This is a genomic window from Pseudomonas cuatrocienegasensis (assembly GCF_900110925.1).
GTDB lineage: Bacteria > Pseudomonadota > Gammaproteobacteria > Pseudomonadales > Pseudomonadaceae > Aquipseudomonas > Aquipseudomonas cuatrocienegasensis.
This window is the reverse complement of the sequence record NZ_FOFP01000001.1, coordinates 162,998-182,510: the sequence shown is the minus strand read 5'-3', so window position 1 is coordinate 182,510 and position 19,513 is coordinate 162,998. Positions and strand designations below refer to the sequence as shown.

At 62.0% G+C, this 19,513-nt stretch carries 17 protein-coding genes; 15 read left to right on the top strand and 2 right to left on the bottom strand.

The genetic code is table 11. The annotated features are described in order from the left end of the window. Positions 1-421 precede the first annotated feature (421 nt). The 8 genes from BMW49_RS00910 to BMW49_RS00880 all read left to right on the top strand — a co-directional run bounded on the left by BMW49_RS00910 (position 422) and on the right by BMW49_RS00880 (position 11,374). Entirely contained in the window at positions 422-1,132 is a 711-nt protein-coding gene (locus BMW49_RS00910; RefSeq protein ID WP_069516988.1) for a 4'-phosphopantetheinyl transferase family protein, read from the top strand. 62 nt (positions 1,133-1,194) lie between these two features. Further along, positions 1,195-2,484 carry a M18 family aminopeptidase gene (locus tag BMW49_RS00905; protein WP_069516989.1) on the top strand — a complete coding sequence of 430 codons (1,290 nt, stop codon included), beginning with the start codon at positions 1,195-1,197 and terminating at the stop codon, positions 2,482-2,484. Beyond that, on the top strand, positions 2,484-3,920 hold the full coding sequence (locus BMW49_RS00900) for a DUF3375 domain-containing protein (protein ID WP_069516990.1): 1,437 nt from the start codon (positions 2,484-2,486) through the stop codon (positions 3,918-3,920). Before BMW49_RS00905 ends, BMW49_RS00900 begins: the two co-directional genes overlap by 1 nt. A gap of 8 nt (positions 3,921-3,928) precedes the next feature. After that, on the top strand, positions 3,929-4,537 hold the full coding sequence (locus BMW49_RS00895; protein ID WP_069516991.1) for a DUF4194 domain-containing protein: 609 nt from the start codon (positions 3,929-3,931) through the stop codon (positions 4,535-4,537). Continuing rightward, positions 4,534-7,917, top strand: a complete 3,384-nt coding sequence (locus BMW49_RS00890) for an ATP-binding protein (protein ID WP_069516992.1) — start codon at positions 4,534-4,536, stop codon at positions 7,915-7,917. The genes BMW49_RS00895 and BMW49_RS00890 overlap by 4 nt, the downstream gene beginning before the upstream one ends. Positions 7,918-8,082: 165 nt before the next feature. Continuing rightward, a complete protein-coding gene (locus BMW49_RS00885) occupies positions 8,083-9,384 on the top strand; it encodes an AAA family ATPase (protein ID WP_069516993.1) in 1,302 nt (433 codons plus the stop codon). A gap of 3 nt (positions 9,385-9,387) precedes the next feature. Continuing rightward, complete coding sequence (locus tag BMW49_RS24405) at positions 9,388-10,119, top strand: HNH endonuclease family protein (protein ID WP_139133796.1); 732 nt, start codon at positions 9,388-9,390, stop codon at positions 10,117-10,119. Between the two features lie 73 nt (positions 10,120-10,192). Continuing rightward, complete coding sequence (locus tag BMW49_RS00880; RefSeq protein ID WP_069516994.1) at positions 10,193-11,374, top strand: DUF3322 domain-containing protein; 1,182 nt, start codon at positions 10,193-10,195, stop codon at positions 11,372-11,374. Between the two features lie 46 nt (positions 11,375-11,420). Here BMW49_RS00880 and BMW49_RS00875 read toward each other — a convergent pair whose 3' ends face one another. Next, positions 11,421-12,143: a DUF7986 domain-containing protein gene (locus BMW49_RS00875; protein WP_069516995.1), complete on the bottom strand. Its 723-nt coding sequence runs from the start codon at positions 12,141-12,143 to the stop codon at positions 11,421-11,423. Between the two features lie 95 nt (positions 12,144-12,238). Continuing rightward, positions 12,239-12,955, bottom strand: coding sequence for a UTRA domain-containing protein (locus tag BMW49_RS00870; protein WP_069516996.1), 717 nt, complete (start codon positions 12,953-12,955; stop codon positions 12,239-12,241). A gap of 330 nt (positions 12,956-13,285) precedes the next feature. Between BMW49_RS00870 and BMW49_RS00865 the strand changes: the two genes are divergently transcribed. From BMW49_RS00865 to BMW49_RS00835, 7 genes are all read left to right on the top strand, one after another. Further along, positions 13,286-14,344 carry an ABC transporter substrate-binding protein gene (locus BMW49_RS00865; RefSeq protein ID WP_069516997.1) on the top strand — a complete coding sequence of 353 codons (1,059 nt, stop codon included), beginning with the start codon at positions 13,286-13,288 and terminating at the stop codon, positions 14,342-14,344. Between the two features lie 178 nt (positions 14,345-14,522). Further along, positions 14,523-15,329, top strand: a complete 807-nt coding sequence (locus BMW49_RS00860) for an alkaline phosphatase family protein (RefSeq protein WP_069516998.1) — start codon at positions 14,523-14,525, stop codon at positions 15,327-15,329. Then, a complete protein-coding gene (locus tag BMW49_RS00855; protein ID WP_069516999.1) occupies positions 15,326-16,195 on the top strand; it encodes an ABC transporter permease in 870 nt (289 codons plus the stop codon). Before BMW49_RS00860 ends, BMW49_RS00855 begins: the two co-directional genes overlap by 4 nt. After that, positions 16,182-16,979: an ABC transporter permease gene (locus BMW49_RS00850; RefSeq protein ID WP_069517000.1), complete on the top strand. Its 798-nt coding sequence runs from the start codon at positions 16,182-16,184 to the stop codon at positions 16,977-16,979. Before BMW49_RS00855 ends, BMW49_RS00850 begins: the two co-directional genes overlap by 14 nt. Beyond that, the gene (locus BMW49_RS00845) at positions 16,976-17,965 is read left to right on the top strand and encodes an ABC transporter ATP-binding protein (protein WP_069517001.1); all 990 of its coding nucleotides are present in this window, start codon (positions 16,976-16,978) and stop codon (positions 17,963-17,965) included. The genes BMW49_RS00850 and BMW49_RS00845 overlap by 4 nt, the downstream gene beginning before the upstream one ends. Further along, positions 17,965-18,618: an HAD family hydrolase gene (locus BMW49_RS00840; protein ID WP_069517002.1), complete on the top strand. Its 654-nt coding sequence runs from the start codon at positions 17,965-17,967 to the stop codon at positions 18,616-18,618. Before BMW49_RS00845 ends, BMW49_RS00840 begins: the two co-directional genes overlap by 1 nt. A 140-nt stretch (positions 18,619-18,758) precedes the next feature. Beyond that, the gene (locus tag BMW49_RS00835) at positions 18,759-19,463 is read left to right on the top strand and encodes a dienelactone hydrolase family protein (protein WP_069517003.1); all 705 of its coding nucleotides are present in this window, start codon (positions 18,759-18,761) and stop codon (positions 19,461-19,463) included. The last annotated feature ends 50 nt before the right edge of the window (positions 19,464-19,513 follow it).

The following is a 19,513-nucleotide window of genomic DNA, read 5'->3' as shown; positions in this document are numbered from 1 at the left end:
AGGTGGCAAAGGGTTGTTAATCCAACGCCATCCATACTGCCTAGGTGCTCCTGAACACCGCCTGAACCCCCGCTGAACCTAAGCTGAACACGCGCCATGCTGCTGAACGATAGGCAAATCCTGCCGTAGGGTGCGCCGTGCGCACCGCGTTCCTGGTGCTGGTGCGCGCGGCGCACCCTACGGGTTTTCGCTCGGCAAAAAAAACGGGAGCCTTCACAGGCTCCCGCACTCATTCTCAGAGAAAACGCCAGCACCCACCCGGGCGCTCGCTCAACAACCTCACCTACGCTCCCTTGGAAGCGCATCGCCAGTCTGGCAAAGCGCGCTGCATTTCTCCGTTTAGCTTTGTTGTTGCTATGCAACCTTTTGTAAACGCCATCGGCGCTGGCGATACACGGGGCGAGCCGGCAAAATGCCGCCCATGACCACATCCCACGTACCACGCTGCTGCTCGCCGCTGCTGACCCACTGGCCCCTGCCCCATGCGTTGCAGGCGGTGACGCTGGTCAGTACCCAGTTCAACCCTGAACAATTCGAGCCCGATGCCTTCCAGCGCTGCGCCATTACCCCGGTGCGCGGCGTGGCCAAGCGTCAGGCCGAGCACCTGGCTGGGCGCCTGTGTGCCCGGGAGGCGCTGTGGCGCCAGGCTGCTATCGATTACGTCCCCGCCGTTGGTGAGGACCGCGCGCCACAATGGCCGGCCTCCGTGTGTGGTTCTATTACCCATGGCCACGGCTGGGCCGCTGCGGTGGTCGGTGAGCGCAGCCAGTGGCAAGGGTTGGGGCTGGATATCGAGCAACGCCTGGCACCTGAGCGTGCCCTGAACCTGGCCAGCGAACTGCTGACACCGGCCGAACTGCAACGCCTGCAGGGGCTGGATGAAACGGCCCAGGCGCTGCAGATCACCCTGACCTTTTCCCTCAAGGAGAGCCTGTTCAAGGCGCTGTATCCCCTAGTCGGGGTGCGCTTTTACTTTCAGGATGCAGAGGTGCTCAGCTACACGCACGACGGCCACGCCCAGCTACGCCTGCTGACGCACCTGAGCGACCACTGGCCAGCGGGTAGTCCGTTGCAGGGGCAGTTCAGCGTATTACCCGAGCAGGTGCTGACCCTGGTCGCCATCCCGGCGTAAGCCCTGCCCCAATCGCTAAGGCAAATCCGATAAACTGCGCGCATTGCCGCCCGGAGTGCCCCATGCGCGAAGAACTGAACCAAGGCCTGATCGATTTCCTCAAGGCCTCGCCCACCCCTTTCCACGCCACCCGCAGTTTGGCCCAGCGCCTGGAGGCCGCCGGCTTCCAGCACCTGGACGAGCGCGCCAGCTGGTACACCGAGCCCGGTGGCCGCTATTACGTGACCCGCAACGACTCCTCGATCATCGCCTTCAGCCTGGGCAAGCGTGACGCACTCGACGGCGGTATCCGCCTGGTTGGCGCGCACACCGACAGCCCCTGCCTGCGGGTCAAGCCGCAGCCTGAGCTGCAGCGCCAGGGCTTTTTCCAACTGGGTGTCGAAGTCTATGGCGGCGCCCTGCTCGCCCCCTGGTTCGACCGCGACCTGTCCCTGGCCGGCCGCGTGACCTACCGCCGCGACGGTAAGGTCGAGAGCCAGCTGATCGATTTCCAGGCGCCGATTGCGGTGATCCCCAACCTGGCCATCCACCTCAACCGCGAAGCCAACCAGGGCTGGGCGATCAACGCGCAGACCGAGCTGCCGCCGATCCTCGCTCAGTGGGCTGGCAGCGAGCCGGCTGATTTCCGCGCGCTGATCACCGAGCAACTGGCCCGCGAACACGATTTCAGCGCCGATGCGGTGCTCGACTACGAGCTGAGCTTCTACGACACCCAGAGCGCCGCGGTGATTGGCTTGAACGCTGAATTTATCGCCGGCGCGCGGCTGGACAACCTGCTGTCGTGCTACGCCGGGCTGCAGGCGCTACTGGCCGCACCGGCGGATGAAACCTGCGTACTGGTGTGCACCGACCACGAGGAAGTCGGCTCCTGCTCGGCCTGTGGCGCCGACGGCCCGATGCTCGAACAGGTGCTGCGGCGCGTGCTGCCGGATGGAGACGCCTTTGTGCGGACCATCCAGCGCTCGCTGCTGGTCTCGGCCGACAACGCCCACGGCGTGCACCCCAACTACGCCGACAAGCACGACGGCAACCACGGCCCCAAACTCAACGCCGGCCCGGTGATCAAGATCAATAGCAACCAGCGCTACGCCACCACCAGCGAGACGGCGGGTTTCTTCCGCCACCTGTGCCTGGAAAACGAAGTGCCGGTGCAGAGCTTCGTCACCCGAAGTGACATGGGCTGTGGCTCGACCATTGGCCCGATCACCGCCAGCCAATTGGGCGTGCGCACCGTGGATATCGGCCTGCCGACCTTCGCCATGCACTCGATCCGCGAACTGGCCGGCAGCCATGACCTGGCACACCTGGTCAAGGTACTCACGGCGTTCTACGCGAGCGCCGAGTTGCCCTGATGGATTACCAGCAGCTCGCCAGTCTGCGCCAGCACCATCCGGCCTGGCGCTTGCTGTGTTCCGCCCATGCGCCGCTGATTGTCAGTTTCCTTGAGCACAGCTTCCGCATGCCCAACCTGCGTAACCTCGACCAGCACAGCCTGGCCTCGCGCTTGGAAGACCACCTCTATGCCCTACGCCAGACTCAGGGCGAGGACGCTTTCCCGCGCACAGCAGCGGCCTATCTGGACGAGTGGGCAGACAACAGCAACGGCTGGCTGCGCAAGTACTACCCGGCCAGCGGCGACGAGGCGCACTTCGAGCTCACCGCTGCCAGCGAGAAGGCCATCGAATGGCTGGCCAGCCTGAGCAAGCGCCAGTTCGTTGGCACCGAGTCGCGCCTGCTGACCATCTTCGAGCTGCTCAAGCAGATGGTCGAGGGCAGTGAAACCGACCCGCAAGCGCGAATTCATGAGCTGGAAAAACGTAAAGCTGGCATCGACCAGGAAATTGCCCAGATCCGCGCCGGCCAACTCGACTTGATGGACGAGACACGAATCAAGGAACGCTTTCTCGACGTCGCCGCCAGCGCCCGCAGCTTGCTCGCCGACTTTCGTGAAGTGGAGCAGAACTTCCGCGACCTCGACCGCGCCGTGCGCGAGCGCATCGCCACCTGGGAAGGCAGCAAGGGCGAGCTGATCGGCGAGATCTTCGGCGAGCACGAGGTTATTGCTGACTCCGACCAGGGCCGTAGTTTTCGTGCTTTCTGGGACTTCCTCATGTCGCCTGCGCGCCAGGAAGAATTGTCTGCGCTGCTGCAGCAGGTCTTCGCCCTGCCCCCGGTACAGAGCCTGCAACCGGATCGCCGCCTGCTGCGCATGCACTACGACTGGCTGGCCGCTGGCGAAACCACCCAACGCACCGTGGCGCGGCTGTCCGAGCAGTTGCGGCGCTACCTCGATGACCAGGCCTGGCTGGAAAACCGCCGAATCATGCGCCTGCTGCGCGACATCGAGGGCCAGGCCCTGCGCCTGCGGGAAGCGCCGCCCAACGACCTGCCTCTGAGCCTGGAGGAGACCGCCCCGAGCCTCAATCTGGCCCTCGACCGACCGCTGTACAGCCCGCCGCTGAAGCCGCGTATCGAGCAACAGATCCTGCTTGAGGGTGACCTCACTGGCAATACCGAAGCCCTGTTCGAGCAGGTGTATATCGACAAAGCCCGCTTGCTCGGGCAGATCCGCCGGGCGCTGCAGCGCGATGCGCGCATCAGCCTAGGCGACTTGCTGCAGCAACACCCGCTACAGCAAGGCCTCGCCGAACTGGTGGCCTACCTGGAGCTCGCCGCAGGCGACAAACACAGCGCCTTCGACGATAGCCAGACGCAACTGATCACCTGGCTCGATGCCCAGGGTATCGAGCGCCGCGCGGCCATCCCTCTGATCATTTACAGCCGCTAGAGGCGATCATGTCTGAGATTCCGGAATCTGCCCTCTCCCTGCCGCTAATCGCCCTGTTCAAGGGTGTGCTTTATCAGGAGGACGCGCCGCCTCTGTGGCAAGACCTGCTCAGCGTGCAGAACCAGGTGCGCGATTACCTGAACGTGCTCGGCCTGCAGTTGATTCTCGACGAGGCCGAAGGCTACGCCTACCTGCGACAAAGCCAGGACGATGGCAGCGAGACCTCCCTGCCACGGCTGATTGCCCGTCGCCAGTTGAGCTACCCGGTCAGCCTGCTACTGGCGCTGCTGCGCAAGCGCCTGGCCGAGTTCGACGCCGGCAGCGGTGACACCCGCCTGATTCTTTCCCGTGAACAGATCGCCGACCTGCTGCGCCTGTTTCTCGCCGAGGGCAGCAACGAGGCCAAGCTGGTCGACCGCATCGACGCGCACATCGCCAAGGTGGTCGAGCTGGGCTTCCTGCGCCACCTACGCGGCAAGGATGAGCAGTTCGAGGTGCGCCGTATCCTCAAGGCCTATATCGACGCCCAATGGCTAGGCGAATTCGAGCAGCACTTGCGCAGCTATGCCGAACAAAGCGGTGCCACCGCCAGTGGCGATGAGCTGGAGACACCATGAACACCCCTCAAAACCTGCAATTGCTGGACTTTGCCAGCAGTGACGAGCGTGCCGGCTTCCGCCTGCATTCCTTCGAGGTGTACAACTGGGGCACCTTCCATCAGCGTGTTTGGCGCCTCCCTGCCGGCGGCGACAATACCCTGCTGACCGGCGATATCGGCTCCGGCAAATCCACTCTGGTGGATGCTGTCACCACCCTGCTGGTGCCCGCGCACAAGATCGCCTACAACAAGGCCGCAGGCGCCGAGGCCAAGGAACGCAGCCTGCGCTCCTACGTGTTGGGCCACTACAAATCCGAGCGCAGTGACAGCGGTCTCAGTGCTAAGCCCGTGGCGCTGCGCGACCACAACAGCTATTCAGTGATCCTCGGCCACTTCTACAACGAGGGTTTCGATCAACACATAACCCTGGCCCAGGTCTTCTGGCTGACCGAGAGCCGCGGCCAGCCAGCACGCTTCTACCTGGTGGCAGATTGTGCGCTGTCGATCACCGAACACTTTGCCAACTTCGGCAGCGACCTCAACGCCCTGCGCAAGCGCCTGCGCGAACGGCCCAATGTGACCCTGGAAGAAAGCTTTCCCGCCTACGGCGCAGCATTTCGCCGGCGCTTCGGCATCGACAACGAGCAGGCTCTGGAACTTTTCGCCCAGACCGTATCGATGAAATCGGTGGGCAACCTCACCGACTTCGTGCGCGAACACATGCTTGAAGAGCTACCCATGCAGGCGCGCATTGGTGCCCTGATCAGCCACTTCGACGACCTCAACCGCGCCCACGAAGCGGTACTCAAGGCCAAGGACCAGATAGCCCGGCTGCGCCCGCTGAGCGAAGACTGCCAGCGCCATGCCAGCGTTGTCGGCGAAGCCGAACACCTCACCGCGTGCCGCGAAGCGCTGTCGCCCTGGTTCGCCCAGCTCAAGGGTGAGCTGCTGGGCAAACGCCTGCATAACCTGGAGCAGGATGCGGCGCGCCTCAGCGAACAACGCCGTAGCCTGAGCGAGCGCCGCGAACAGGGCCAGGCTCGGCGCGACGAGCTGAACCGCGCTATCGCCCAGAACGGCGGCGACCGTCTGGCGGCGATCAAGACCGAGATCCACACCAAGAGCGCCGAGCAGCAGCGCCGCAAGGGTCGCGCCGAGCAATACGATGCCCTGGCCCGCGCCCTGGAGCTGCCACAAGCGCTGTCGGCTGAGCCCTTTCTGGCCAATCTGCAGGCGCTTGCGGGCACGCGCGAAGACAGCCTGCAGGCACGCGATCAAGCCAAGAACAGCGAGACCGAAAGCTCGGTGCAGTTCCACAGCTTGCGCCAACAGCATCAGGAACTGCTCGAAGAATTGGAATCGCTGCGCGGCCGCCGCTCGAATATTCCGGCGCGCATGCTGGAGATCCGCCAGCGCCTGTGCGCGGCCTTGGGGCTGAACGAAGACGACCTGCCATTCGCCGGCGAGCTGATCCAGGTGCATGAGGATGCGCGCGACTGGCAGGGCGTGGCCGAACGCCTGCTGCACAACTTCGGCCTGTCACTGCTGGTGCCCGACAGCCATTACGCCCAAGTCGCGCAATGGGTGGAAGACACCCACCTGGGCCAGCGCCTGGTGTATTTCCGCGTGCGCCAGCGCCGCGCCCAAGGCCTGCCCGAGCTCCACCCCGATTCACTGGTGCGCAAACTCGCGGTGCGTCCTGACTCCGCCTTCTACGACTGGCTTGAAGGTGAACTGGCGCGGCGCTTCGACTACGCCTGCTGCGCCTCCCTGGAGCAGTTTCGCCGGGAAGACAAGGCCGTCAGCCGTAACGGCCAGATCAAGGCCGGCCAGGAACGCCACGAGAAGGACGACCGTTCGCGCCTTGATGATCGCAGCCGCTACGTACTCGGCTGGAGCAACCAGGATAAGATTGCCGCCCTGGAGAAACAGGCTGACGATCTGCAACACCGCTTGCAGGGCATAGGTGCCGAAATCGCCCGCCTGCAGAGCGAACAGAAAGCCCTCGACAGCCGCATCGGCAACCTCGACAAACTCTCCACCTTCCAGCACTTCCAAGAGCTCGACTGGCGCCCGCTGCTGCTGGAGATCGAGCGCCTGGAACAGGAACGTCGCCAACTGGAGGCCGAGTCCGACACCCTGCGCGCCCTGCAACAGCAGTTACGCGCCCTGGAGAGCGAACTGAGGCAATGGCTGGAACAGTACGACGAGAAGAATCGCGAGCTGGCCCGCTGCGAGCAGAAACGCGAAACCGCCCAGACCCAGCTCGACGAATGCCAACAGCGCCTGGACGCCGCCGAACTCAGCCAGCACACCCTTTTCACCCAGCTCGAGTCACTGCGCGACGCCGCCCTGGGCGAACACACACTGACGGTGGAAGCCTGCGATAACCGCGAAACAGAGATGCGCAAGTGGTTGCAGGCACGCTACGACGCCGAGGACAAAAAGCTCAAGCGTCTGGTCGAGAAAATCACCCAGGCCATGAGCGACTACCGCAACGCCTACCCCATGGAGACCCGCGAAGTGGACGCCAGCGTGGCGGCTGCCGGGGACTACCGCGCCATGCTCGACAGCCTGGAACAGGACGGCCTGCCGCAGTACGAACAGCGCTTCAAGGCCCTGCTCAACGAGAACACCATCCGCGAGGTGGCCAACTTCCAGAACCAGCTGGGCCGCGAGCAGCATGACATCCGTGAGCGCATCGACAGCATCAACCTGTCGTTGCGCGAGATCGATTACAACCCCGGCCGCCTGATCCAACTGGAAGCGGAAAACAGCAGCGACCCGGAGATCAACGAATTCCGCAACAACCTGCGAGCCTGCACCGAAGGCAGCCTGAGCGGCAGCGAAGACGAGCAGTATGCCGAGAGCAAGTTCCTCGAAGTGCGCCGGATCATCGAACGCTTTCGCGGCCGCGAGGGCTCCAGCGACCTGGACAAGCGCTGGACCGCCAAGGTCTGCGACGTACGCAACTGGTTCGTTTTCTCCGCCTCCGAGCGCTGGCGCGAGGACAACAGCGAGCACGAGCACTACAGCGACTCGGGCGGCAAATCCGGCGGGCAGAAGGAGAAACTCGCCTACACCGTGCTGGCCGCCAGCCTGGCCTACCAGTTCGGCCTGGAATGGGGTGCGACCCGCTCGCGCTCGTTCCGCTTTGTGGTCATCGACGAAGCCTTCGGCCGCGGCTCCGACGAATCCGCCCGCTACGGCCTGGAGCTGTTCAAGAAGCTCAACCTGCAACTGCTGATCGTCACCCCACTGCAGAAGATCCACATCATAGAACCCTACGTCGCCAGCGTCGGCTTCGTACACAACGAACAGGGCCGTGAGTCGATGCTGCGCTGCCTGAGCATCGAGGCGTATCGGCGGGAGAAGGAAGAGCGCAAGAGCGAGAACTGAACATTCTCAGCGACACTAAAACAATGCCAGCTCAACTGGCGGATCGATTACGGCAGAAACATCAGCAACCTTCACCTAGGTGCCGTGAGCTGCTCTAATGCATAAAATAGGTCGGGACCATGCGATTTATCGCGTGTAGCCACAGAAAAAATCAGGGAAAGCTCAATGTACATAGATCAGATCAAGCTGAAAAATATCAGAGGATTCGATGACCTCGAATTCGATCTGAAGCGCCCTGACGGAACCTATGCTGGCTGGACGGTATTTACCGGCGACAATGGCTCTGGAAAAAGTACCTTGTTGAAGGCAATAGCCATAGGCCTGGTGGGGCGTGATATTGCGCGCTCACTCCAACCCAGCTTTAGAGCGTGGCGGCGTGACGGCGCTCATAACCAGGAGGCCTCCATTCAACTTGAGGTCATGCCCTGCTCCGATGATGATGCTTTCGTCAGCGCGGGAAGAACCGGGCCTGCACACTTCCCTCTCAAGTTAGTATTAACCGAAGGTGACAAGGAGCCGTCGCTGGCATCGGTCACTCCACCGAAAAAACCAAAAACCTATTCAACTCCCGACCGAAGTATTTGGGCGACAGAGGCCAAGGGTTGGTTTGCCTGTGGCTATGGCCCTTTCCGACGGGTGTTTGGAGCATCTCCCGAAGCCGCACGGCAAATGGTTGCACCTGCAACCGAGCGTTTCGTCACCATGTTTCAAGAAGCTGCCTCACTGGCCGAGGTCGATCAATGGCTGCGCAATCTCAAACATAAGGTTTTTGAAGGCAAGGAGCCCGAACGCCTCCAGCTTGAGTTGCTTCTGAATATTCTTCGTGATGACTTGATGCCCAACGAAATCACCATTGACCGCGTAGACTCCGATGGCCTTTGGTTGAAAGACCGCAATGGCGTACAACTATCCTGGCATGAAATGAGTGATGGTTATCGTGCCGCGCTTGCACTTTTAGCAGACATCTTGCGCCATTTGATTAATAACTACGGCATTGAAGGCTTGGCAATTCAGGATAGCAACGGAAAAACCAGTATCACCCGCAGCGGCGTCGTACTGATCGACGAGATCGATGCCCATTTGCATCCCGAATGGCAACGCGAAATCGGCTTCTGGTTAAAAAATCACTTCCCCAATATCCAGTTCTTGGTCACCACTCACAGCCCCATCATCTGTCAAGCGGCAGACCCCAATGGGCTATTTGTACTACCAGAACCAGGTGGTGCGGAACAGCCAAGAGCGTTGAGCCAAGCGGAGTATCAAAAAATCATCGCCTCGCGGCCAGATACCATCTTGCTCACGGCCGCCTTTGGACTGCAAAACACCCGCTCACCCAAGGCTGTCGAGGCGCGTGCCACACTATCTAAACTGCAAGCGAAAAAGCATGCAGGAGCCAAGTTGACCAAGGAAGAAGAGCAGGTCGAAACACAGTTACACCTATTTGTCGACGCCGACGAGGAGCTCTAATCCATGCGCAAGGTTGCGCGGCTAGGCCTGCCTACAAAAACGCAAAAGGCTTTGGATAAAAAGCAACAAGAAACAAATCGCCGCAGAGCAGAAGACAGTCTGCAAGTCGATGCGTTTTGGAAGAATGCACGAAACACGCTGTATATCGGCAAAGTGCTCAGCACACTAAAAAATATGGCCGGTGACCGTGAGCGTTGCATGTACTGTAGTGACTCTCACGGTACCGACATCGAGCATTTCTGGCCCAAAGCCGCCTATCCCGAACAAATGTTCTGCTGGCCCAATTTGTTGCTTTGCTGCACAGAATGCGGACGTTTCAAAGGTGAACGCTTCCCTATGGAGAACGCTCAGCCGCTGCTGATCGACCCAACAGCCGAAAATCCCTGGAATTTCCTCGACTTCGACCCGGCCACGGGAAACGTCACGGCACGTTTCGATGTTGCTGCAAATGATTGGTCGAGACGAGGTAACGAAACAGTAAAAGCGTTGCAACTCGATCGCCGGGAAGCCATGACCGAAGGTTACAAACGAACCTTTCGCCGACTGGCCAAAGTAATTGTGGACTCGACACCCGCACCAAACGAACAACGCTTGGCACTTCAATTGACGGAGGCGGATGACCACGGCTTACTTGGCTGGTGCTTTTCTGAAATAGGCAAACGAACCCCACCTTTCAATAACTTCAGTGCTCAACACCCAGCCATTTGGGATTCACTCGCGCAAAGATTTTCATGAAGCGCACTCAGCAACCACAAGCTGCCGTGACGCCTACGCGAAACGACATCTCTACCTCTGCACAGAGATAAACGTGACATCCTGGACCACCCCCACCGACCTGCGCACCCAAGTACAACGCCTGTGGGATCAGGGCGTATTGCTGCGTGCACAGTTGCACGGCGAGCCGCTGTTCCCCCTGGCCCTGCGCCTCAAACGCCCGGACACTAAAGCATTGGCCGAGCGTTTCGACGAGGTGCGCCAGTGGATTCGCCAGTTACAGGCCGGCGCAGGCCATTACCAACTCGACTGGCAGACGATCAACCACCGCCAACTCGGCCGCAATCAGGTGCCGGCTGGCGCGCACCTCGACAGCCTGGACGCCGCCCTGGCGATGCTCGGCAAACGCCGCGAAGCCGAACGCTTCGCCCAGTTGTGCCGGCAGACCCTGGCCGGCTTCCCCGAGTTGCACGACTGGCTGACGCGCCATCCATTGCGCGCGCTGGAGCAGGCCGAGCACTGGAGCAAGGTCATGGCGGTGCTGGACTGGTTCCGTGCGCATCCGCATTCGGGTCTCTATCTGCGCCAGTTGGATATTGCCGGGGTGGACAGCAAATTTATCGAGCAGCGCCGCGGTTTACTCGGCGAGTTGCTTGACCGGGTGTTGCAGGCCGAGGCGCTGGATGCCGAGGCGCGCGGCGTGCGCGGCTTTTCCCGGCGCTATGGACTGCGCGATAAACCACTACTGGTGCGCCTGCGCATCCTCGACCCACGGCTATATATCAACGGCCTGAGTGACCTTAGCGCACCAGTCGAGCAGATCGCCCAGCTTGAGCTGGACCTTGAGCGGGTGTTCGTGACCGAGAACGAGACCAATGCCCTGGCCTTTCCCGCCCATGAACGGGCGCTGGTGATTCTCGGTCAGGGCTATGCCCTGGAGCGCCTGGGCGAGATCCCCTGGCTGCACAGGCAACCGCTGCATTACTGGGGCGATATCGACACCCACGGTTTCGCCATTCTCGACCGCTTACGCGCCCATCTACCCCAGGCCAAATCGCTGCTGATGGATCGCGATACCCTGCTGGAACACCAGGTGCTCTGGGGCCAGGAACCGGCCGACAAGCGCTGCAGCGCCAACCTCGGCCGTTTGACCAACGCCGAGCAAATGCTGTACCGCGAACTGCGCGACGATCATCTGGGGGAACGGCTGCGTCTCGAACAGGAACATGTGCGCTTTGGCTGGCTGCAACAGGCACTCGACAGTCTGCCCGTGTAGCCTGTGTACGGCCCACATTACCCATAGCGTTTCGCGGCGGCCGCCATCAGTTCTCAGGCTCAAAGAGCGTCCATGCGCCCTGCGGCCCAGTCTGACCACGCAGGGCCTGCAGCATTTGCGCGGCCGACTGAGGTGATTGGTCGAACTGCTCGCAGAGCTCTTCAAGCACCGGCAGTGTCAGCGCAACGACCAGGTCGATGCCATGCAGCTCGCAGTGGTAGATCAACTCATGCAGACCGTCTCGATCATCCTTGCGCAACAGCAAGCCCAGGGCTACGGCTTCACTCTTACTCAGTTCCAAGACGATACCCAGGCCCATATGCCAGGGGCCAAGATCGATCAGCCGTGCGGCGAACATCAGCCCAACGCTGCCACTACGGGCCAAGCTATGATCGACCAGGGTAAGCTCGCGACCTTCGTCCAGCAGGTCCTTGAGCAAAATCCGACTATCACTGTCGATACCCACGATCTCGAACGCCGAGAAGCAGGCAGTACTCAAGCCTTCTTTCAGACGTACAGCCAGTTCATCGCTGGTATTGAGCTTCGTCAGGATACGATCAATGGCACGCCGCTGACCGCGATAGGAATACAACGCGGTATCCGCTACCCAGTCCATCACATCATCTTCTTGCACGGCCTCCAGGCACTCATAGGCCTGACGCCAGTCAGCCTTGGTCAGCTTGCGCTGGCATTGATTGAGCAGTTGGATCAACAGCTCTCGGGCACGGTCGTACGAGATTGAAGGGGACGGAAATAATGACAGGCTCATCAATAAGGCTCCTTATATCGAGTCGGTGATAAATCTAACGATCCGTCTAGCGTTTCACCAGCGCCCCCAACTGGTTGAGCGCTGAACAGAACCACTCAATCCGGCACCTCGACGCTCACATGCAGGGCGTCGTGGCGCCAGAACTCCATGTCGCAGTCGATCAGCCGGCCGTGCTGGTCGCGGTTGACCCGCACGATGCGCAGCGCCGGGCCGCCCACTGCGACCTTCAGCGCTGTCGCCGCCTCGTTGTGCAAGGCGGTTGGCACCATGTCGAAACGCACCCGCCCATAGCGGATGTCGTATTCGCTGGCATACAGCTCGGTCAATGAGCGGGTCAGGTCGAATGCCAGGATGCCGGGGAAATACGCCGGGTTCAGGTAGTGCTCGACATACAGCACCAGGCGCCCGTCGATACGACGCGCGCGGCGGATCTGGTACACGCTCGACAACCCAGGCAATTGCAGCAACTCGCAAATATCTGCGCTGGCCGGCATCAGCCGGGCACTGAGCACCTCCGTGGCCGGCACCCGGCCCTGCTCCGCGACCATCGCATGAAAGTGCGTGCGCACCAGCGGGTTGTAGGCCACCCGTGCCGGCGAGACGAACCAGCCACGGCGCTCCTCGCGGTAGATCAAGCCCTGAGACTCGAGCTGGCCCAGCGCCTCACGCAGGGTAATGCGGGTGGTGTCGAACACCTCACTGAGCTTGCGCTCGGCCGGTAGCTGGCTGCCGGCCGTCAGCAGGCCGCGTTCGATCTGTTCTGCCAACGCTCGGCAGATGGAGGTAACAGCACGGGGCGCAGGGTCGCGCATGGGGCATTTCCTGACTGGACTAGTCCAACATGGTGCATGTGGGACGGGTAACGGCCTCGGCCGCGCTTGATCGCGACTCTAGGCAGCGTAGATGACACTGGCATGACAGCAATAGGCATGCCGGAGAACCGCCGTAACGAGCGTACAAGCCACCCGCCAATGCGCCTGCAACCCATGGTCTACGCTAGACAGGCGCCCGCAGCCGGCTGGCCCTTTAGGCGAGCGGCAGACTCACGACATAAAAATGTCATCAATACCTTTTAGATTGGCGGGGTTCTTGCTGATCTAGACCAACACCATAACCGCACCCACACATAAAGGAGTTACCCCATGAAGCACCTGCTACTGGCGTCCCTGATGGGCTCGGCCATCGCCCTGGCCACCCAGGCCATGGCCGCCGATACGGATTTGAAATCACTCGAAGCCGCTGCCCGCGCCGAAGGGGCGGTGAACAGCGTCGGCATGCCCGACAGCTGGGCCAACTGGAAGGACACCTGGAAGGACCTGGCCGACAAATACGGCCTCAAGCACATGGACACCGACATGAGCTCGGCCCAGGAAATCGCCAAGTTCGCCGCTGAAAAAGACAACGCCAGCGCCGATATCGGTGACGTCGGCGCCGCCTTCGGCCCCATCGCCGTGCAGCAGGGCGTGACCCAGCCGTACAAGCCCTCCACCTGGTCGCAGATCCCCGACTGGGCCAAGGATGCCGACGGCCACTGGATGCTCGCCTACACCGGCTCCATCGCCTTTATCGTCAACAAGCAACTGGTCAAGGACGTCCCCACCAGCTGGGCCGACCTGAAGAAAGGCACCTACCGCGTCGCCATCGGTGACGTCAGCGCTGCTGCCCAGGCGGTCAACGGTGTACTGGCTGCAGCCATCGCCAACGGCGGTGACGAGAAGAACATCCAGCCGGGCCTGAACTACTTCGCTGCAATCGCCGAGCAGGGTCGCCTGTCGCTGGCCAACCCGACCATCCAGACCCTGGAAAAAGGTGAAGTGGAAGTCGGTGTGGTGTGGGACTTCAACGGCCTGTCCTACCGCGACCAGATCGACCCGAGCCGCTTCGAGGTGCTGATCCCGTCCGACGGTTCGGTGATTTCCGGCTACAGCACCATCATCAACAAGTACGCGAAGAACCCCAACGCCGCCAAACTGACGCGCGAATACATCCTCAGCGACGCCGGCCAGATCAACCTGGCCAAGGGCAATGCCCGGCCGATCCGCGCCGAGCACCTGACCCTGCCCGCCGAGGTGCAGGCCAAGCTGCTGCCTAACGCGCAGTACGCCAAGGTCCAGCCGATCAAGGATGCCGCCGCCTGGGAAGCCACGTCCAAGGCACTGCCGCAGCTGTGGCAGGAAAACGTGATCATCAACATGGAGTAATCCGGCAGTCGTCTCGTAGGGTGGACGACGCTCTATCCGTCCACCCTTTCAAGATCGCAATGGTGGATGAAAAAAGCGTCATCCACCCTACGCCACTGCCAGGCGCCGCCCCCACAGGCACCACCTGTGGGGGCGGTTTCAGCCGTAAAGCTTTTCCATCCGCTCTTCAGGATTTCCCATGCCTTCCAAGGTCATCCTCGTCGTCCTCGACGGGCTCGCCCACTCGGTTGCCCAGCATGCCATGGGCCATCTGCAGGCGTATTGCAGCGCTGGCCGTGGCGCGCTGTACCGCCTCGAATGCGAGCTACCGGCGCTTTCGCGCCCACTTTACGAATGCATCCTCACAGGCGTTGCGCCCATCGACAGCGGCATCGTGCACAACGACGTCGTACGCCTGTCCAACCAGCGCAGCCTGTTCCACTACGCCCGCGACGCCGGTCTGGTGACCGCCGCAGCGGCCTACCACTGGGTCAGCGAGTTATATAACCGCGCGCCCTTCGTCGCCGCCCGCGACCGCCATACCGACGACCCGCAACTGCCTATCCAGCACGGGCATTTCTACTACGCCGATCATTACCCCGACTCGCATCTGTTCGCCGATGCCGAGCACTTGCGCCTGCGTCATACCCCGGATGTGTTGCTGGTGCACCCGATGAACATCGACGATGCCGGCCACAAGCATGGCCTGGACAGCAGCCAGTACCGCAACAGCGCCCGACGCGCCGACATCCTCCTGGCTGACTACCTGCAGACCTGGCTCGATGCCGGCTACCAGGTGCTGGTCACCGCCGACCACGGCATGAACAACGACCGCTCGCACAATGGCCTGCTGCCGGAAGAGCGCGAAGTCCCGCTGTTCGTCCTGGGCAACGCCTTCAGCCTCGATCCGGCGGCGCAGCCCCGGCAAACCGAGTTGTGCGGCACCGTCTGCGAGCTGCTGGGCATCGCCCACGACAAACCCCTGTGCCGGGAGCTGCTGGCATGAGCAATCATCCAGGTTCCACCGCTAAATCTGTGCGCGTCAAGGCCAAATGGCTGGCGCTGCTCTGGCTCGTACCCTTCGCCGTATTTTTTGTCGTCTTCCAGGTCGCGCCGCTGGTCTGGGTCACCATCAACAGCCTGAACAGCCCCGAGGGCTGGGGCCTGGCAAATTTCAGCAAGGTGTTCAGCTCGCGCTTCTACATGCAGGCGATCAAGCACAGCCTGGAGATCGCGTTCTGGTCGAGCCTGATCGGCATGGCCGTGGCTTTGCTGGGCAGCTACTCGCTGCGCCAGGTCGACTCGCGCCTGCGCGACTTCGTCATGGCCTTCTCCAACATGACCAGCAACTTCAGCGGCGTGCCCCTGGCGTTCGCCTTTATCATCCTGCTCGGTTTCAACGGCGCGCTGACGTTGCTGCTGATCAAGATCGGCCTGATCGAGAGCTTCAACCTCTACTCGAAGAACGGCCTGATCGTGCTCTACACCTACTTCCAGATTCCCCTCGGGGTGCTCCTGCTGTACCCGGCCTTCGACGCCCTGCGCGAGGACTGGCGTGAGTCGGCAGCGCTGCTCGGCGCCGGCACCTGGGCGTTCTGGCGCTACATTGGCTTGCCGGTATTGACCCCGGCGCTGCTGGGCACCTTCGTCATCCTGCTGGCCAACGCCCTGGGTGCCTACGCGACCGTGTACTACCTGACCACCGGCAACTTCAACGTGCTGCCGATCCGTATCGCCGGTCTGGTCTCGGGGGATATTTCCCTGGACCCGAACCTGGCCAGCGCCCTGTCGATGATCCTGGTCGGCCTGATGGCGGTGATCACCGTGGCCCATCAACTGCTGCTCAAGAGGAGCTACCATGTCGCGCGCTGAGGCCAAGCCAGCAGCGCTTTACCACCGCACCGTGGTCTGGCTGCTGTTCGCAATCCTGCTCCTGCCGCTGGCCGGCACCCTGCTCTACTCGCTGTCGACCAGTTGGTCGGCGAGCATCCTGCCCGATGGCCTGACCTTCAAGTGGTATGTCGCACTCTGGGGCGATGCGCGTTTTCTCAACGCCTTCGGCCAATCGCTGCTGGTGTGCTTTGGCGCGCTGGCGCTGTCGGTGGTGCTGATTCTGCCGCTGCTGTTCGTGGTGCATTACCACTTCCCGAAACTCGACGGCCTGATGAACGTGCTGATCCTGCTGCCCTTCGCCGTACCGCCAGTGGTGTCCTCGGTGGGCCTGCTGCAGCTCTATGGTTCGGGTCCGTTGGCAATGACTGGCACGCCGTGGATTCTGGTCGGCTGCTACTTCACCATCGCCCTGCCGTTCATGTACCGCGCCATCACCAACAACCTGCAAGCGATCAACCTGCCCGACCTGATGGACGCCGCCCACCTGCTCGGCGCCAGCACCTGGAAAGCCGCCTTTCTGGTGGTGCTACCGAACCTGCGCAAGGGTCTGATGGTCTCGCTGTTTCTCTCGTTCAGCTTTCTGTTCGGTGAATTCGTGTTCGCCAACATGCTGGTCGGCACCCGCTACGAGACCTTGCAGGTGTACCTCAACAACATGAAAAACAGCAGCGGCCACTTCAACAGCGCCCTGGTGATTTCCTACTTCTTTTTCGTGCTGATCTTTACCTGGGCAGCCAATCGCCTGAACAAGGACAAGTCATGAGCTACCTGAGCATCCGCGGCCTGCATAAACAGTACGGCGCCACGCCGATCTTCAGCGACATCAACTGCGAAATCGCCCAGGGCGAGTTCGTCACCCTGCTTGGCCCGTCGGGCTGCGGCAAATCCACCCTGCTGCGCTGCATCGCCGGGCTGACCGAGGTCAACGGTGGGCAGATCCTGCTCGAAGGCGACGACCTGGTGCCGCTGGCGCCGCAAAAACGCGGCATCGGCATGGTGTTCCAGAGCTATGCGTTGTTCCCCAATATGACCGTGCAGCAGAACGTCGCCTTCGGCCTGCGCATGCAGAAAGTCGCCACCGCCGACAGCATGCGCCGCGTGAGCGAGGCGCTGGACATGGTCGAGCTGGGCAGCTTTGCCGACCGCTACCCGCACCAGCTCTCCGGCGGCCAGTGCCAGCGCGTGGCCCTGGCCCGCTCGCTGGTCACCCGCCCGCGTCTGCTGCTGCTCGACGAGCCGCTCTCGGCGCTGGATGCGCGTATCCGTAAGCACCTGCGCGAGCAGATCCGCAGCATCCAGCAGGAACTGGGCCTGACCACTATCTTCGTCACCCATGACCAGGAAGAAGCCCTGGTGATGAGCGACCGTATCGTGCTGATGAACGCCGGGCGTATCGTCCAGAGCGGCGACGCCGAAACCCTCTACACCGCCCCAGTCGACGCCTTCGCGGCCGGCTTTATCGGCAACTACAACCTGCTCGATGCCGACAGCGCCAGCCAACTGCTGTTGCGCACGATCAACAGCCGTGTGGCGATCCGCCCGGAAGCCATCGAGATCGGCGAACAGGGCACAATCGAGGGGCATATTCGCAGCCACAGTCTGCTTGGCAACGTCATCCGCTACCGCGTCGAAGCCCGTGGCGTGGAGCTGCTAGTGGATGTACTGAACCGCTCGGAAGCCGACCTGCACAGCGCCGGGAAGGCGATTGCGCTTACCATAGACGCCTCTGCAATTCGTGAGGTGGCTTGATGGCACTGGCAATTTTCGACCTGGACGACACCCTGATTCATGGCGACTGCGCCAGCCTGTGGAGCGCCGAAATGGCCAAGCTCGGCTGGGTCGACGGCGAGAGTTTTCTGCGTCGCGATCGGGAGCTGATGGCGCTGTATGCCGAAGGCAAACTGGCCATGGAAGACTACATGACCTTCAGCCTGTCGCCCCTGGTCGGGCGCACTGAAGAGGAAGTCGCCTTTGTCGTCGAGCCCTATGTCGAGGACGTCATCGAACCGCTGTTCTACAGCGACGCCACGCGCTGCCTGGCCACCCACCGCGCGGCCGGTGACCGTATCCTGATCATCTCCGCCTCCGCGCACTTTCTGGTCAGTGCCATCGCCGAGCGGCTGAAGGTGGACGACGTCCTGGCCATCGACCTGGAGCTAAAGCACGGTTACTACAGCGGCCACACCCAGGGCGTGCTGACCTACCGCGAAGGCAAGGTTACGCGCCTGCACAGCTGGCTCGAGGCCGAAGGCGAACACCTGGACGGCGCCTACTTCTACTCCGACTCGCGTAACGACCTGCCGCTGCTGCAACAGGTCGACAAGCCCCATGTGGTCAACCCCGACCCGGCGTTGCGTGCCCATGCCGAACAGGCCGGCTGGCCGATCCTGAACTGGCGCTGAGGCACTGGCACAGCGCAACTGCAACGCGATATGGCGGTCGGATAAACCAACGCTGACTTTTTGCCGCGAATGGCGCGCCAGCGCGCGCAAAACGCGGTAAAAATGTCGACCGCCTCTACCCACCTCACCAGGAGCCTGCCATGAGCGAGAGCCAAAACACCCTGACGATCTCCACTGCCGATGGCGAGTTCAGCGCCTTCGTCGCCCAGCCTACCGCCCATCCCGCACCGGTGATCGTGGTGATCCAGGAGATCTTCGGCATCAACGAAGACATGCGCACCACCTGCCGCCAACTCGCCGCCCAGGGCTACCTGGCCGTTTGCCCAGACCTGTTCTGGCGCCAGGAGCCCGGTGTCAGCCTGACCGACAAAAGCCAGGCCGAGTGGGACAAAGCCTTTGCCCTGTACCAGGGCTTTGATGTGGCCAAGGGTGTCGAAGACATCGCCGCCACCCTGGCCGCCGCCCGCGCTCTGCCGCAAGCCGGCACCAAGGCCGGTGTGGTCGGTTATTGCCTGGGCGGCCTGCTGGCTTACCTCAGCGCCGCGCGCACCGATGTCGACGCGGCCGTTTCTTACTACGGCGTGGGCATCGAAGGCCATCTGGCCGAAGCCGGCAGCATCGACCAGGCCCTGCTGATGCACATGGGTGAAGCCGACAGCTTCGTCAGCGCCGAAGCCCGTGCGCAGATCATCGCCGCACTGCAGAGCAAGCCCGCGGTACAGGTACACGTCTATCCAGGCTGCGACCACGCCTTCGCGCGCAATGCCGGCGAGCATTTCGACGCGGATGCCGCCCAACTGGCCAACAGCCGCACGGCGGAGTTCTTTGCCCAGCATCTCAAGTAAGAGGCGAGCGCCTTGCAGCAGCCAGGGTTGTTCGGCCCTGGCTGCCACCC

Excerpts from the sequence above, each read along its gene's own strand:
- BMW49_RS00910 (WP_069516988.1), top strand. The coding sequence starts at position 422 with ATGACCACATCCCACGTACCACGCTGCTGCTCGCCGCTGCTGACCCAC.
- BMW49_RS00905 (WP_069516989.1), top strand. The coding sequence starts at position 1,195 with ATGCGCGAAGAACTGAACCAAGGCCTGATCGATTTCCTCAAGGCCTCG.
- BMW49_RS00900 (WP_069516990.1), top strand. The coding sequence starts at position 2,484 with ATGGATTACCAGCAGCTCGCCAGTCTGCGCCAGCACCATCCGGCCTGG.
- BMW49_RS00895 (WP_069516991.1), top strand. The coding sequence starts at position 3,929 with ATGTCTGAGATTCCGGAATCTGCCCTCTCCCTGCCGCTAATCGCCCTG.
- BMW49_RS00890 (WP_069516992.1), top strand. The coding sequence starts at position 4,534 with ATGAACACCCCTCAAAACCTGCAATTGCTGGACTTTGCCAGCAGTGAC.
- BMW49_RS00885 (WP_069516993.1), top strand. The coding sequence starts at position 8,083 with ATGTACATAGATCAGATCAAGCTGAAAAATATCAGAGGATTCGATGAC.
- BMW49_RS24405 (WP_139133796.1), top strand. The coding sequence starts at position 9,388 with ATGCGCAAGGTTGCGCGGCTAGGCCTGCCTACAAAAACGCAAAAGGCT.
- BMW49_RS00875 (WP_069516995.1), bottom strand. The coding sequence starts at position 12,143 with ATGAGCCTGTCATTATTTCCGTCCCCTTCAATCTCGTACGACCGTGCC.
- BMW49_RS00870 (WP_069516996.1), bottom strand. The coding sequence starts at position 12,955 with ATGCGCGACCCTGCGCCCCGTGCTGTTACCTCCATCTGCCGAGCGTTG.
- BMW49_RS00865 (WP_069516997.1), top strand. The coding sequence starts at position 13,286 with ATGAAGCACCTGCTACTGGCGTCCCTGATGGGCTCGGCCATCGCCCTG.
- BMW49_RS00860 (WP_069516998.1), top strand. The coding sequence starts at position 14,523 with ATGCCTTCCAAGGTCATCCTCGTCGTCCTCGACGGGCTCGCCCACTCG.
- BMW49_RS00855 (WP_069516999.1), top strand. The coding sequence starts at position 15,326 with ATGAGCAATCATCCAGGTTCCACCGCTAAATCTGTGCGCGTCAAGGCC.
- BMW49_RS00850 (WP_069517000.1), top strand. The coding sequence starts at position 16,182 with ATGTCGCGCGCTGAGGCCAAGCCAGCAGCGCTTTACCACCGCACCGTG.
- BMW49_RS00845 (WP_069517001.1), top strand. The coding sequence starts at position 16,976 with ATGAGCTACCTGAGCATCCGCGGCCTGCATAAACAGTACGGCGCCACG.
- BMW49_RS00840 (WP_069517002.1), top strand. The coding sequence starts at position 17,965 with ATGGCACTGGCAATTTTCGACCTGGACGACACCCTGATTCATGGCGAC.
- BMW49_RS00835 (WP_069517003.1), top strand. The coding sequence starts at position 18,759 with ATGAGCGAGAGCCAAAACACCCTGACGATCTCCACTGCCGATGGCGAG.